The 13,641-nt window shown below is 64.7% G+C and carries 11 protein-coding genes and 3 tRNA genes; 4 read left to right on the forward strand and 10 right to left on the reverse strand.

Annotated features, from left to right (window positions below; translation table 11 throughout):
• Nucleotides 1-178: 178 nt before the first annotated feature.
• Nucleotides 179-2,014 (forward strand): ABC transporter ATP-binding protein, encoded by a 1,836-nt coding sequence (locus AB3X86_RS06610; RefSeq protein ID WP_176124151.1) that lies wholly within the window; start codon nt 179-181, stop codon nt 2,012-2,014.
• An 85-nt stretch (nt 2,015-2,099) separates the two neighbouring features.
• Here the strand turns inward: AB3X86_RS06610 and otsA are convergent, their stop codons facing one another.
• On the reverse strand, nt 2,100-3,578 hold the full coding sequence (gene otsA, locus AB3X86_RS06615; RefSeq protein ID WP_368595331.1) for an alpha,alpha-trehalose-phosphate synthase (UDP-forming): 1,479 nt from the start codon (nt 3,576-3,578) through the stop codon (nt 2,100-2,102).
• Nucleotides 3,579-3,630: 52 nt separating this feature from the next.
• Nucleotides 3,631-4,380 (reverse strand): trehalose-phosphatase, encoded by a 750-nt coding sequence (gene otsB, locus AB3X86_RS06620; RefSeq protein WP_176124153.1) that lies wholly within the window; start codon nt 4,378-4,380, stop codon nt 3,631-3,633.
• Between the two features lie 472 nt (nt 4,381-4,852).
• On the opposite strand from otsB, the gene AB3X86_RS06625 reads away from it, so the two are divergent.
• From AB3X86_RS06625 to AB3X86_RS06635, 3 genes are read left to right on the forward strand one after another with little or no spacing between them, the layout of a single operon-like run.
• Complete coding sequence (locus AB3X86_RS06625; protein WP_368595332.1) at nt 4,853-5,479, forward strand: SCO family protein; 627 nt, start codon at nt 4,853-4,855, stop codon at nt 5,477-5,479.
• Nucleotides 5,480-5,506: 27 nt separating this feature from the next.
• Nucleotides 5,507-5,968 (forward strand): copper chaperone PCu(A)C, encoded by a 462-nt coding sequence (locus tag AB3X86_RS06630; protein ID WP_368595333.1) that lies wholly within the window; start codon nt 5,507-5,509, stop codon nt 5,966-5,968.
• Between the two features lie 39 nt (nt 5,969-6,007).
• Complete coding sequence (locus tag AB3X86_RS06635) at nt 6,008-6,892, forward strand: cytochrome c oxidase assembly protein (protein ID WP_368595334.1); 885 nt, start codon at nt 6,008-6,010, stop codon at nt 6,890-6,892.
• 11 nt (nt 6,893-6,903) lie between these two features.
• Here the strand turns inward: AB3X86_RS06635 and AB3X86_RS06640 are convergent, their stop codons facing one another.
• The 8 genes from AB3X86_RS06640 to uvrC all read right to left on the reverse strand — a co-directional run bounded on the left by AB3X86_RS06640 (nt 6,904) and on the right by uvrC (nt 13,424).
• Nucleotides 6,904-7,404, reverse strand: coding sequence for a GNAT family N-acetyltransferase (locus AB3X86_RS06640; protein WP_176124157.1), 501 nt, complete (start codon nt 7,402-7,404; stop codon nt 6,904-6,906).
• Nucleotides 7,405-7,521: 117 nt separating this feature from the next.
• Nucleotides 7,522-8,502: a sensor domain-containing diguanylate cyclase gene (locus tag AB3X86_RS06645; RefSeq protein WP_368595335.1), complete on the reverse strand. Its 981-nt coding sequence runs from the start codon at nt 8,500-8,502 to the stop codon at nt 7,522-7,524.
• A gap of 140 nt (nt 8,503-8,642) precedes the next feature.
• Nucleotides 8,643-9,392 carry a TraB/GumN family protein gene (locus AB3X86_RS06650; RefSeq protein WP_368595336.1) on the reverse strand — a complete coding sequence of 250 codons (750 nt, stop codon included), beginning with the start codon at nt 9,390-9,392 and terminating at the stop codon, nt 8,643-8,645.
• Nucleotides 9,393-9,770: 378 nt separating this feature from the next.
• A tRNA-Cys gene (locus tag AB3X86_RS06655) sits at nt 9,771-9,844 on the reverse strand.
• Between the two features lie 129 nt (nt 9,845-9,973).
• Nucleotides 9,974-10,049: transfer RNA gene (locus AB3X86_RS06660), tRNA-Gly, on the reverse strand.
• A gap of 63 nt (nt 10,050-10,112) precedes the next feature.
• Nucleotides 10,113-10,188, reverse strand: a tRNA-Gly gene (locus AB3X86_RS06665).
• 198 nt (nt 10,189-10,386) lie between these two features.
• Nucleotides 10,387-10,980: a CDP-diacylglycerol--glycerol-3-phosphate 3-phosphatidyltransferase gene (gene pgsA, locus AB3X86_RS06670; RefSeq protein WP_368595337.1), complete on the reverse strand. Its 594-nt coding sequence runs from the start codon at nt 10,978-10,980 to the stop codon at nt 10,387-10,389.
• A gap of 212 nt (nt 10,981-11,192) precedes the next feature.
• On the reverse strand, nt 11,193-13,424 hold the full coding sequence (gene uvrC / locus AB3X86_RS06675) for an excinuclease ABC subunit UvrC (RefSeq protein WP_368595338.1): 2,232 nt from the start codon (nt 13,422-13,424) through the stop codon (nt 11,193-11,195).
• Nucleotides 13,425-13,641: the final 217 nt, after the last annotated feature.

Below are 13,641 nucleotides of genomic sequence, written 5' to 3' on the forward strand. Positions count from 1 at the left end.
GAGGCGACGCAGATCGCGGAGGTCTATCGCGAAATCAAACGCGTCAAAGCCCGGATACACAGGGCGCAATCGTCTTTGCATGTTTACAATGCGAAGCATCGGCTTCACGGAGAGCCATGCTTGTCCGTGTGGTCCGCGCATTGCATGCACAACCCGCAACACATCGATCTCAGCTCAATTGGAACACTTGACCATCGCCCAGCGAAACGCCCAGAACGCAAAGCTCGCGAGCTATGCGCACCGGCCGCTTGCGTTTCTCTTCCGCTTTATCCGCCGCCATCCGGTCGCGCACGCGATCGTGCTGTGCAGTGTGTTTGCGGCCGTGGGCTGTGCACTCGCTTCGCAATACGCGATCAAACATCTGATCGACGTGCTCGGCGGTGGCCGCCATCATCCGGGGCCGTTGTGGGGCGCGTTCGCGATCCTCGTCGGCCTGATCGCCGCCGATAACCTGTTATGGCGGCTCGGCGGCTGGTTCGCCGCGCACACGTTCGTCGCCGTGACGGGCGATTTGCGGCGCGACCTGTTCCAGTACCTGAGCGGCCATTCACCGACCTACTACGCCGAAAAGCAGCCCGGCATGCTGGCAAGCCGGATCACCGCGACCTCGAACGCCGTCTACACCGCCGAAAACACCACCGCGTGGAACGTGCTGCCGCCGTGTATCGCCGTGCTCGGCGCGATCGTGATGATCATCTCGGTGAACCCGCTGATGGCCGCCGGCCTGATGCTGTGCTCGGCGATCCTGGCGGTCGTGCTGTACAAGCTCGCGGGCCGCGGCTCCGCGCGTCACCATAATTTTGCGACCAAGGCGGCATCGGTCGACGGCGAGCTCGTCGACGTGATCAGCAACATGGGCCTCGTGCGCGCGTTTGGCATGACGTTCCGCGAACAGCAACGTTTTGCGTCAACGGTCAAGTCGGAAATGGACGCGCGCCAGCAAAGCCTGCTGTACCTGGAAAAGCTGCGTCTGCTGCACGCCGTGATCACCGCGCTGCTGTCGGCCGGCCTGCTCGGCTGGGCGCTGTGGCTGTGGGACCAGGGCCGCGCGACTTCGGGCGACATCGTGCTCGTCAGCTCGCTCGGTTTCACGATCCTGCACGGCACGCGCGATCTCGCGGTCGCGCTCGTCGACGTCACCCAGCACGTCGCGCGACTCGCGGAGGCGGTGCGCACGCTGCTCGAACCGCACGGCATGCCCGATCGCGACGACTCGACCGAACTCGTGCCCCAGGGCGGCCGCGTCACGTTCGAGGGCGTCACGTTCGCCTATCCGCGCCGCCGGCCGATCCTCGATCACTTCGACCTCAATATCGAGCCGGGCCAGCGCGTCGGCCTGATCGGCAAGTCGGGGGCCGGCAAATCGACGGTGCTCGCGCTGTTGCAGCGCTTTTACGACACCCAGGGCGGCGCGATCAAGATCGACGGCCAGGACATCGCGTCGATCACGCAGGACAGCCTGCGTCACGCGATCGCGCTGGTGCCCCAGGACATCTCGCTGTTCCATCGCACGGTGTACGAGAACATCGCGTACGGCCGCCCGGAAGCGAGCCGCGAGGAAGTGCTCGCCGCAGCGCGCGAGGCGCGTTGCGCGGACTTTATCGAAGCGATGCCCGAAGGCTACGACACGATCGTCGGCGACCGCGGCGTGAAGCTGTCGGGCGGCCAGCGCCAGCGAATCGCGATTGCGCGCGCGATTCTGAAAAACGCGCCGATCCTGCTGCTCGACGAAGCCACGTCAGCGCTCGACAGCGCGTCCGAGGAAGCGATCCAGAAGGCGCTCGACCGCCTGATGGTCGGTCGTACCGTGATCGCGATCGCACACCGTCTATCGACGCTGAACAACTTCGACCGGATCATCGTGATGAGCGCCGGAAAGGTCATCGACGACGGCTCGCCGGAAGAACTGCGTCAGCGTCCGGGCCTCTATCGCGACCTGCTCGCCAAGCAGTATGGCAAGGGCCAGACGCTGCATATCGGCGGCAAGAAAGTCGACGAACAGCACGTGGCCTGACGCCACGCAGGTTCCAGGCGCTGCGCGCCGCATGCAAAAAGCCGCTCCAGGGAGCGGCTTTTTGCTGTCTGGCTTCGCGGCTAGCTTAGCCGGTCACGCTCTCGCGCGCCGCCCTCTTCCGCCCGGCGCGAGCCGCACCCGTGGCCGCGCGCGCCTTCCCGCTCCTAGCGCGCTTCGCGCCATCGACGCTCTGCAGATCGCGCATGAAGTTATCGCGCCACACCGACACGTTGTTCTCGCGCAGCTGCGCCATCATGTCGCGATAGCGGGCCTCGCGCTCGGCGAGCGGCATGTCGAGCGCCTGCGCCAGCGCCTCCGCCATGCCGTCGATATCGACCGGATTGACGATCAGCGCGCCGTCGAGCTCCTGCGCCGCGCCCGCGAAGCGCGACAGCACCAGCACGCCGGGATTCTCCGGATCCTGCGCCGATACGTATTCCTTCGCGACGAGGTTCATGCCGTCTCGCAAAGGCGTCACATAGCCGACGTGCGCGGTGCGGAACAGCGCCGCCAGCACCGAGCGCTCGTATTGCTTGTGGATGTACAGGATCGGCGTCCAGTCCAGCTCGGCGAAACGTCCGTTGATCCGTCCCGACTCGCCTTCGAGCTGCAGCCGGATGTCCTGATACGCGTGCAGGTCGGCGCGCGTCGGCGGCGCGATCTGCAGGAACGACACCTTGTTGCGCTGCGCGGCCGTATGCTCGAGCAGGCGCTCGAACGCGCGGAATCGCTCGACCAGCCCCTTCGAATAATCGAGCCGGTCGACGCTCATGATCAGCTTGCGCGAATGCAGCGTCGCCTTCATCGTGCGCACCGGCTTGCCGCGCTCGCCCGCCCTCGCGAGCTCGGCGATTTCGTCCGGATAGACGCCGATCGGATAGGCCGACGCGCGCAGCGTGCGGCCGAACGCATGCACGGTGAGCGGACCTTTCGGCGACGCGTCGATCGAGCCGCCCGCCTCGTTGATGACGTAGTCGCAGAACGCGCGCAGATCGGGGCCGGTCTGGAAGCCGAGCAGGTCGAACGAACACAGCGCCTCGACGAGCTCGCGATGCGGCGGCACCGTCAGCAGCACCTGCGCGGCCGGAAACGGAATGTGCAGGAAAAAGCCGATGCGGTTCTTCACCCCTGCCGAGCGCAGCGCCTGCGCGAACGGGATCAGGTGATAGTCGTGCACCCAGATCACGTCGTCTTCGCGCAAGAGCGGCACGAGTTGCTGCGCGAGCCACGCGTTGACGCGGCAGTAGCCTTCGAAGTCGTGCCGGTCGTAGTGCAGCAGGTCGGAACGATAGTGGAACGCGGGCCACAGCGTCGCGTTCGAGAAACCGCGGTAGTACTGGTCGTAGTCGCGGCGCATCAACGGGACGGTCGCGAAAGTCACCGGACCGCGCTCCTCGAGCTTGATCTGCGGCTGGCCGGAGCTGAGAACGTCGCCGCTCCAGCCGAACCACATGCCGCCGGTCTCTTTCAGCGCGTCGTACACGCCGACGGCCAGACCGCCCGCCGCCGGGCCGCCCTCCGAAATGGGCGCCACCCGGTTCGAAACAATGATCAGTCGGCTCATGAAGCGCGATTCCCGATGCAGTATGTTGTTTTCGTTGAACGTCGCGCCGGCGTCATGCGCCGCGCGCCGCCGCGACAATCGTTTCGAGCCAGTCGAGCAGTGACGACACCGACTCGACGCGGGTGCGCGCCATCGTTTCGCCCGCGCCAACCTTGATCGACAGACCGCCACGTTCGTTGACGACCGCGAAGCCCTTTTCGTCCGTCAGATCGTCGCCGGCGAACACGGGCGTGCGGCCGGTGAACGGTAGCTCCTCCAAGAACGCGCGCGTCGCGCGGCCCTTGTCGACGTCCTTCGGCTTGATCTCGTAGACCATCTTGCCGGGCTGCAGCACGTACGACGCGGGGTAATCGGCGACGAGCCGCTCGGTTGCTTCGCGCGCGACCGGCTCGCGGTCCGGCGCATTGCGGTAGTGCAGCGCGAGCGCAGCGCCCTTGATCTCGAGCAGCATGCCCGGATGCTCGTTGACGACTTGCGCGAGCACCTGCTCCATGCGCAACAGGCGCTGGTCGTGAAAGCCGATGCGCTGCGTGTCGCCGTTCGCATCGCGCCGCTCGGCGCCGTGCAGACCAGCGACCGGCAGATCGGGCATGCCGAGAAAACTGTCGATGCTGTCGATGCCGCGCCCGGACACCACCGCGACCGCGCCATTCGTCAGGCTGCGCAGTTCGCGCAGCAGGTCGATCACGCGCGGCTGCACGAGCACACCGTCCGGCGTGGGGGCGAGTTCGACGAGCGTGCCATCGAAGTCGAAGAAAAATGCCGTCTCGCTCGGAGACAGAACAGCCGGAAGTGCTTGCATTGCCTGGGTTCGCCTTTCAGCCATCTGGGGCCGGAAAAGTGTGCGCATCTTACCGCGCATCGGTCAATTTTTCGAGGAAGTAAGCCGGCCTCAAGCCCGGCGGGCCGTTTGCCCGCCCGCTCGCGGTGATTGCATTCAAAAGCGCAACCATCGGGCTTCGCCCGACTTTCAGCCTGCTGCGTCATATTGACTCGCCAATCGTACGCCCGGCGCGCCGCGCGACGCTGGCGCCAATTTTGCGCTACAGTCGCTGCCACACGGACCGTCGGCGTAATGCGCATCGTTGCACCTGCCGCTCAATTGCGTGCCGCGCGCAAATCTTGCACGGCATGATCGGGCGACGGAGCACCTCCCCGCTCCATCGATTCGCGTGGCCTGCTCCCCAATCGAGTCATTGAACCCTGCTTTGTTCCCGATCTTTCCGCTCCAGCGCCCGCGGCCAAACCTGTCCCGCTCACGATCCAACCGGTCCATGCATCGGTTGACGCACGGGGTGGCGCGCCAGTTTGCGGCGGCAGCGGCGCTGGGCACGCTGGTCGCGCTCGCCACACTGACCGGTTGCACGCAGCGCGCCGAGCCATGGCGGTTGACCAACGTGACCGGGCACCTGCCGGATCTGGACTTTTCGTTGACCGACGACACCGGCCGGCCCGTCAGCGCCGCTTCGTTCAAGGGCCGCACCTCACTGGTCTACTTCGGCTACACGCATTGCCCGGACGTCTGCCCCGAAACGATGGGCCGTCTGATGCAGGTGCTGGGCAAGCTCGGCCCCGAGGCGCAGAAAGTGCGCATCCTGTTCATCACCGTCGATCCCGCGCGCGACACGCCGCAGGCGTTGCACGACTATGTCGGCGCGTTCGACGCGCGGCACGCCGAAGGGCTGACCGGCACCGACTGGCAAATCGAGTCGCTGGCGCAGCGCTATCGTGTTGCGTATCAGATGGAAAAGCGCGACCCGAACGGCAATTACGAGGTCACGCACAGCTCCGCCGTCTATGTGTTCGACAGTCAGGGCCGCGCGCGCCTGCTCGCCACCGATCACGACACACCCGATGCGATTGCGCAGGACTTGCGCCGCATCATCGATGACCAATCCTGATTCTTCTTTGATCCCACTCAATCCACCATGACGATCAAGCTCAGACCATTCGCTTCCCTCGCCTGCACGCTCGTGCTGTCTTTCGGCGTCGCGTCCGCCGCGCACGCGGCTGATACTCACGCGATCAGCATCAAGGACGCGTGGGTGCGCTGGCTGCCGAACAACCTGCCCGCGGCCGGCTATGCGACGCTCGTCAACGCGAGCGACAAGCCGATCGACCTCGTTGACGTATCGAGCGACGACTACGGCGACGCGATGCTGCATCAAACCGTATCGAACGGCTCGACCCAGAAGATGGTGATGGTCGACAAGCTGACGGTGCCCGCGCATGGCCAGGTCGCGATCACGCCGGGCGGCTATCACCTGATGCTCGAGGACGCTAAGCACAAGGTCGCACCGGGCGACACCGTGCATCTGACGCTGAAGTTTTCCGATGGCGAAACGTTGAGCGCGCCGTTCGCGGTCAAAGGGCCGGGCGAGACCAAGTAAGCGGCAACACGGGCCGCCGCCACCGCACACGCCATCGCCATGAACCCGCTCTACTGGCTCGATCCTTGGGAGTTTTCGCCGACCGTCGTGATCGCGTTGCTGATTGCCGCGATCCTGTTCGTACGCGGCGCGCGCAAAGCGCGGCTGTCGTTCGCGCGGCGTGTGTCTTTCTGGTTCGGGCTGGTCGCGCTGTATGTCGTGTTGCATACACGGCTCGATTATTTCTTCGAGCATGAGTTCTTCATGCATCGATTGCAGCATCTGGTGCTGCATCATCTCGGGCCGTTCTTTATTGCGCTGTCGTATCCAGGCGCGGCGTTGCGCGCGGGCATTCCATTGCGCTGGCGACCGCGCTTCGTGCGGCCCGCGCTGCAAACTCCGCTCGTGCGCGGGGCGCTCGACGTGGTCATGCACCCGGTCGTGGCGGTCACGCTGTTCGTCGGGCTGATCTATTTCTGGCTGCTGTCGCCGATCCATTTCATCGCGATGCTCGACTGGCGGATCTATCGCGTGATGAACTGGAGCATGGCGATCGACGGCCTGCTGTTCTGGTGGCTCGTGCTCGATCCGCGTCCGGCGCCGCCCGCGCGTCTGTCGCCGGGCAAGCGCGTGCTCGTCGTCATTGCGGCGATTCCGCCGCAGATCATTCTCGGCGCGTTCATCTTCTTTACGCCGCACGAGCTGTATCCGATCTATTCGATCTGCGGCCGCGCGTTCACATGGCTGAGCCCGATCCGCGATCAGCAGATCGGCGGGCTCCTGCTATGGATTCCGGGTTCGATGATGAGCGTGGTCGGCGCGCTAATCGCGCTGCGTCACTGGATGCGGCTGTCGGCGCGCGGACGCCTGCGCGCGGAGCGGCGTGCGAAAGCGGCGCACGGGCTCGCGCATGCCGCGTCGACGACCGCGAACGGGTCTCGCTGACCCACTCGCGTTCAGGGCGAGCGCATCCACACATGCGGGATGCCGTCTTCGTCGTGAATCTCCGAGACCGGCTCGAAGCCGAACGCACCGTAAAAGCCTTGCAGATGCGCCTGCGCGTGCAGACGGATCGGCGTATCGGGCCACTGCGCACGAATATGCGCGAGCGAGCGTTCGAGCATCGTATTGCCGAGACCGATGCCGCGAAACGACGCGGTGGTCAGCACCCGGCCGATCCGTATGTCGGCATCCGTCGCATCGGGCAACAACACGCGCAAATAGCCGGCCAACGGCGGCAGCGCCGCGTCGCCGCCGGTGCCATACGCGAGCAGATGCCAAGCTTCGACATCGAGCCCATCGATATCGCCATACACGCAGTTCTGTTCGACGACGAACACCGCGCTGCGGGCGGCCAGCATCTCATAGACTTCGACGCTCGTGAGGTCCGCGAACGGCTTCCAGCGCCATTCGAGTTGGGCGAGCCGCGCGGCGGCGGTGTGCTGCAAATCAGTCATCGGTAGCTTTCAGGTCAATGCGCGACAGCGCGGGCAACGATCCGCAATTATGCCGCGCGTGCCGGTGTTGGGCTATCGCGCGGGTCGGCTTGAGATTGACCGCGAGTCGGCCGCCCGTCAGTGCCGTTGCGCCGAGCGCACCTTCGACGCCTGCTTGTGGCTATACATCGCCGCATCGGCCGCGGCGAGCAGTTCGGCGACCGTGCCGTGGCGCGTCGGCTCGTACGTCACCTGGCCGACGCTGAAGTGGATCTGATAGCCGCGCAGCAACTCGGCATTGCGCCGGTCGAGCAGGTGCTCGAGACGCTGCGTCACTTCATGCGTCTCCGCGTTGCTGGCGCCGGTCAGCAGCGCGACGAACTCGTCGCCGCCGAGCCGCCCGATCACGTCGCTTTCGCGCAGCGCAGCGCGTAGCACCTCGGCGAAGGCTTGCAGCGCGCGGTTGCCCTCGGCGTGTCCGAGCGTGTCGTTGATCTGCTTGAAGTCGTTCAGATCGAAGAACAGCAGCGACGCCGGCTTATCCATGCGCCGACAGACGTTCAGCGCGTGTTGTGCGAGCACTTCGAAACCGCGTCGGTTCGACAGCAGCGTGAGGTCGTCGAGCGTGGCCAACCGGATCGCGGCGAGTTCCTGTTCGGCCATGCGCGCGAGGTCACGCAGCAACGCGCGATCTTCGTCATCGAGCATGCGCGGCTTCGTGTCGAGCAGGCACAGCGTGCCGACCTTGCCGCCGTTCGCAACCTGCAGCGGGCAGCCTGCGTAGAAGCGGATGTGCGGTTCGTCGGTGACGAACGGATTGTCGTTGAAGCGCGAATCGGCGAGCGTGTCGGGCACCAGGAAAATATCGTCGCCGAGAATGGCGTGCGCGCAAAACGACACGTCGCGCGAGGTCTCGCTCACCTCCAGGCCGATGCACGATTTGAACCACTGCCGGTTCGCATCGACGAGACTAACGACGGCGATCGGTACACCGAATAGCCGCCGCGCGAGGCGGGTCAGGCGATCAAAGCGCTCTTCCGGCGCCGTGTCGAGAATATGCAGTGCGTGCAATCCGTCGAGACGGGCGCTTTCATTGCTGGGGATCGGAGGAACGAGCATGGAGTGAGGTCTGCGGGTGTCGGATGTTCTAAGGGTAAGGATTAGTGTATAGCGGCATTCCGGCGCGTGGAATTGAGGAAACGGCCAGTCGTCCGGGCGGTCGACACGGCCGTGTGCAGTCGCGAAATCCGCGCACGCGCTCAGAACACTGCTTGCACGGGTCGCGCGAGGCAGTCGAGCAGATTGTCGGGACCACACAGATGCAGCGCGCCGACGACCACCAGCGTGCGCTCGCGCACGTCCAGCAATTCGTTCAGCCGCGCGGCCCATGCGCGATTGCGAACGTCGAGGATCGCCTGACGGATGCCGGGCAGATTGAACATCGGTGATTCGACGGCGATTTGCTGTATCGCTTGCAGATCGCCGTCCAGCCACGCCGCGTGCATCCGTTCGAGCGTGCGCTGCGGCTCGCCGCGATCGGCCATCAGCATCTCGAGCGCGGCGGCAATCGCTTCGAGTGGAATCGATTCGAGCGTGACAGCGACGTCCTGTGCGTACTCGAGATAGCGATACGGCTTCGCCTGCGCGAGCGCCGAGCGCAACATGCGCGGCTCGACACCCTCGACGACCTGCTGCAGCAGCGTGGGCGCGACGATCAGCGCGGCCCACGGGCGCAGTGTTTCAAGCGGCGCGAGCCGATCATCGGTTGGCCATAGCGCCTGCAGTTGCATCCAGGCTTCATCGCGCATCAAGGGCCGCAGTTGTGCGGCAGCGGGGTGTGCGTCGGCTTTGAGAAACGGCAGGATCGTCGCTGGATCGGACTCGAATACAAGCGTCTCAGCCCAGTCATAGGCGTCGGCGATCCATGGCGGCGTTCGACGGCTCGTCGCGGGAAACAGATGCATCGAGCCGAGCAAGCGGACCTGTGTGCCGGTGAGGTGGAAATACATGCGGCTTCGATAAGAGCGGGCGATGACGATGCTGTGATTCTATCGTCCGTTCCCGATGCGGCGCGCCGACGTGCTTTGTCCTTCTCCGCGAGCCGGACACGCCATTAATCAGAATGCGCGGCTCATGTGTGAGCCGGAGTCAAACCCGGCAATAGCGATACGCCGAAAAATGCGGTCGTGTTACGTCCAGAACAACGCTGCCCTGCCGTCGATCAAATCCGCGCTCCATTTCTGATTGATTCGAAGCAACGTCTACAGCGCGCGATGGGATCGACCGGTCCGCACACATCGCAGATGACGGTCGACAAAAGCTGGCGAAAGAGGAATAGAAAAAACAAAAGCCCCGACAAGTCGGGGCTTTTGTTTTACATCAAAGACTGGAGGCGCGAGCCGGAGTCGAACCGGCCTAAACGGCTTTGCAGGCCGCTGCATAACCGCTTTGCTATCGCGCCGCAAGCGGACTGGAACCTAGACACGGGTTCGCAGATTTATCTGGTGGTCACCAGAAGAACCGAAGCTCTGGAAAGTTCAGAACGACCGGCCTTCCAAACAAAAAGGGAAGCGTTGCTTCCCCTGATGTATGGAGCGGGAGACGAGGCTCGAACTCGCGACCTCAACCTTGGCAAGGTTGCGCTCTACCAACTGAGCTACTCCCGCATTGAACTGCTTCACACCGCGCTGCGTTTTTTACTTCGCCAAACAACGCGATGCTTCGAAAACTGGAGCGGGAAACGAGGCTCGAACTCGCGACCTCAACCTTGGCAAGGTTGCGCTCTACCAACTGAGCTATTCCCGCGTCGTACTGCATTTACTGCTACTGCTTTACCGCGTCTCCGGTGTTTCGCGTTGCGTGCATCGGAGAAACGAGATTATGGAGAAACGACTGAAACGTGTCAACCCCTTTTGGCCCATCTGTTTTAAAGAAATATTTCGCTCGTAGTAGCGAAGCGGGCGAACACACTTTTGCGTCCGCGCGCTCCTTTTGTTCACGCCATCACGCGACACCACCGCGCTCGCGAATCTGCGGCCACGCGAGCTTCATGTAGTACAGCATCGACCAGATCGTCAGGAACGCGGCCAGATAGATCAGCCACAGGCCCCACACCCGTGTGTCGACCGTCACGCCGCCGCCGAGCGGCAGCGGACCATAGAACAGCAGCATCGGAATCGCGACCATCTGGCAAGCGGTCTTGAACTTGCCGAGCGAGTTCACAGCAACGCTCTTCGATGCGCCGATCTGCGCCATCCATTCGCGCAGCGCCGAGATCGCAATTTCGCGTCCGACGATCACGAGCGCGATCGCCGAATCGATCCGCGCGAGCTGCACGAGCACGAGCAGCGCCGCAGTGACCATCAGCTTATCGGCGACCGGATCGAGAAACGCGCCGAATGCCGAGGTCTGATTCCATTTGCGGGCCAGAAAGCCGTCGAACCAGTCGGTGAGCGCCGCCAGAACGAAGATCGTCGCGGCCGCGAGATTGCGGTGCGCGGGGCTCATCATCATGTCAGGTAAATAGTACACACCGACGACGAGCGGAATCAGCACGATCCGCAGCCAGGTCAGGAATATCGGGAAATTAAACGGCATGGGGGCAGGCGCAGCGTCTGACAAGTGAGTTGCAATTGTGCCGTGTCACAAGGCCTGCCACAAGCAAGCGGCCCGGGCATGGCCGCGCGGAAGCGGCAAGCGGGCCGGGCCCGGCACGGGTGCGGACCCGGCGCCAGCCGGCGCTTGCGCAGCGCTATGCGTCAGCTCCGGCGAGCCGTCGTGCCGATAACAGCGCGGCGCGGCTCGTCGATTCAATGCAGTTGCCGGTAGATCTGCTCGGCGAGCGCCTGCGAAATACCTTCAACGCTCGCGAGATCCTCGACGCTCGCCGCCACCACACCGCGCAAGCCGCCAAACCGCGCGAGCAGGCGCTGACGCCGCTTGGCCCCCACGCCTTCGAGTTCTTCGAGCCGCGAGGTCTGGCGTGTCTTGCCGCGTTTGGCGCGCATGCCGGTGATCGCGAAGCGGTGCGCTTCGTCGCGGATCTGCGCGACCAGCATCAGCGCGGCGCTTTCCTTGCCGAGTTCGAGCGGCGCACGGCCGTCGGCGAAAATCAGCGTCTCGAGACCGACCTTGCGCCCCTCGCCCTTCGCGACGCCGACCAGCATGCCGGTATCGAGCCCCAACTCGGTGAACACCTGCCGCGCGATCTCCACCTGCCCCTTGCCGCCGTCGATCAGCACGATGGTCGGCAGCACGCCGCCGGCCGCGGCCGGCTCGGCGGCATCGGCAGCGAGCGACGGATCGGCGGCCGCGTCGCTTTGCGATTCGGCGGCTTCGTCGCTCGCATTCGCGGCGGCTTGCGCGACCATCTTCTCGTAGCGGCGCGTGAGCACCTGGCGCATCGCCGCGTAATCGTCGCCGGGCGTGATGCCGGTGATGTTGTAGCGGCGATACTCGGACGACTGCATCTTGTGGTGGTGATAGACGACGCACGACGCTTGCGTCGCCTCGCCCATCGTGTGACTGATGTCGAAGCATTCGATGCGCAGATGCGCGAGGTCGTCGCACTCCATGCCGAGCGTGTCGGTCAGCGCGCGCGTGCGCGCCTGCTGCGAGCCCTGCTCGGAGAGCAGCCGCGCGAGCGCGAGCCGCGCGTTCTGCTCGGCCATCGCGAGCCACGCGCGCCGCTGTCCCTGCGGTTGACGCAGCACGCTCACCTTGTGGCCCGCCTGTTCGATCAGCCCGTCGACGAGTTCGCGCGCCGGCGCGTGGCTGACCACCAGCACCGGCGGCACGCGATTGCCGAGGTAATGCTGCGCGATGAACGCTTCGAGAACTTCGGATTCGACGCCGCCGGGCGCGCGGCCTTTGCGCCCCTTCGCCGCGGGGCCGGATTCTGGGTTTCCGTCGGCGCCTTCGTCCGTGCCTTCGTCGCTGAAGGCGTCCGCGGTCGCTTCGGTAGCCTCGTCGAGCGCTTCTTCGTCACTACCATCGGTGTCTTCGTCTTCCGATGGCATGTCCTGCGCGATCGCGAGCGCATCGGCCGTGGCCCTCGCCGCTGCGGCCGACGGCGCGACCGCTTGCCCACCCGCCGAAGCATCGTCCTGATCGCCGTCTTCTTCCAACCCGCCTTCTTCCGCCGTCAACGCGCTCTCCACGTGCGCTGGAAAGTACGCCTTGTCGCCGAGATGCCGCCCGCCGCGCACCATCGCGAGATTCACGCACACGCGGCCGCCCAGCGCGACCACCGCGAGAATGTCGACGTCGCTATCGCTGCCGACTTCGATCGCCTGTTGATGCAGCACCGTCGACAGCGAGCTCATCTGGTTGCGCACCGCCGCGGCCTGTTCGAACTTCAGCTCGCTCGCGAACGCGTGCATCTTCTGCTCGAGCTCTTTCATCACCTCGCCCTGGCGGCCGAGCAGAAAGCGCGACGCGTTGGCGACGTCGCGCGCGTAGTCCTCTTCGCTGATATTCGCAACGCACGGCGCCGTGCAGCGGCCGATCTGGTGCAGCAGACACGGCCGCGTCCGGTTGTTGAACACCGAGTCCTCGCAGGTGCGCAACTGGAACACGCGCTGCAGGATCTGGATGCTCTCGCGCACCGCCCACGCGCTCGGGAACGGACCGAAGTACTGGTTCTTGCGATCGACCGAGCCGCGGTAATAGGCCATGCGCGGAAACTTGTGGCCGGTCAGCTTCAGATACGGATACGACTTGTCGTCGCGAAACAGGATGTTGTACCGCGGGGTGAGAGCCTTGATCAGGTTGTTTTCGAGCAGCAGCGCCTCGGCCTCGGAACGCGTAACCGTCGTCTCGATGCGCGCGATGCGCGTGACCATCATCGCGATACGCGGCGACAGCTGCGTCTTCGTGAAATAGCTCGATACGCGCTTCTTCAGATCGCGCGCCTTGCCGACGTAGAGCACCACGCCGCTCATGTCGTAATAGCGGTACACGCCGGGCAGATGCGGCAGTTGGGCGAGCACTTTTTTCGGCTCGAAGGTGTCGGGGGCGTCGTTTGCTTCGGGTTCGGTCATGCGGGATCGATTGGGGTGGGACTGTCTCGCGCTGCCTCGCCGCTTGCACCGATTGCACCGATTGCGCCGGCGGGTGCCCGGCACCATGCACCGGGGGTCGTGTCGCGCGTCGCGCCATGCGGCCCGCGTGGCGGACAAACGGCGCGCGGGATCGCGAACGAGGCTTTAGAATCGCCAGTTTAGAACATTCCGCGTTCGTTCGAACCCGCTCCGCGTC

Origin of the sequence: Paraburkholderia sp. BR14374, from assembly GCF_040948685.1 — a bacterium.
GTDB lineage: Bacteria > Pseudomonadota > Gammaproteobacteria > Burkholderiales > Burkholderiaceae > Paraburkholderia > Paraburkholderia youngii.

What these genes read in the sequence shown, in the direction of transcription:
- uvrC (WP_368595338.1), bottom strand. Translation starts at nt 13,424, where the DNA reads ATGACCGAACCCGAAGCAAACGACGCCCCCGACACCTTCGAGCCGAAA.
- otsA (WP_368595331.1), bottom strand. Translation starts at nt 3,578, where the DNA reads ATGAGCCGACTGATCATTGTTTCGAACCGGGTGGCGCCCATTTCGGAG.
- AB3X86_RS06630 (WP_368595333.1), top strand. Translation starts at nt 5,507, where the DNA reads ATGACGATCAAGCTCAGACCATTCGCTTCCCTCGCCTGCACGCTCGTG.
- otsB (WP_176124153.1), bottom strand. Translation starts at nt 4,380, where the DNA reads ATGCAAGCACTTCCGGCTGTTCTGTCTCCGAGCGAGACGGCATTTTTC.
- AB3X86_RS06640 (WP_176124157.1), bottom strand. Translation starts at nt 7,404, where the DNA reads ATGACTGATTTGCAGCACACCGCCGCCGCGCGGCTCGCCCAACTCGAA.
- AB3X86_RS06625 (WP_368595332.1), top strand. Translation starts at nt 4,853, where the DNA reads ATGCATCGGTTGACGCACGGGGTGGCGCGCCAGTTTGCGGCGGCAGCG.
- AB3X86_RS06645 (WP_368595335.1), bottom strand. Translation starts at nt 8,502, where the DNA reads ATGCTCGTTCCTCCGATCCCCAGCAATGAAAGCGCCCGTCTCGACGGA.
- AB3X86_RS06650 (WP_368595336.1), bottom strand. Translation starts at nt 9,392, where the DNA reads ATGTATTTCCACCTCACCGGCACACAGGTCCGCTTGCTCGGCTCGATG.
- AB3X86_RS06635 (WP_368595334.1), top strand. Translation starts at nt 6,008, where the DNA reads ATGAACCCGCTCTACTGGCTCGATCCTTGGGAGTTTTCGCCGACCGTC.
- pgsA (WP_368595337.1), bottom strand. Translation starts at nt 10,980, where the DNA reads ATGCCGTTTAATTTCCCGATATTCCTGACCTGGCTGCGGATCGTGCTG.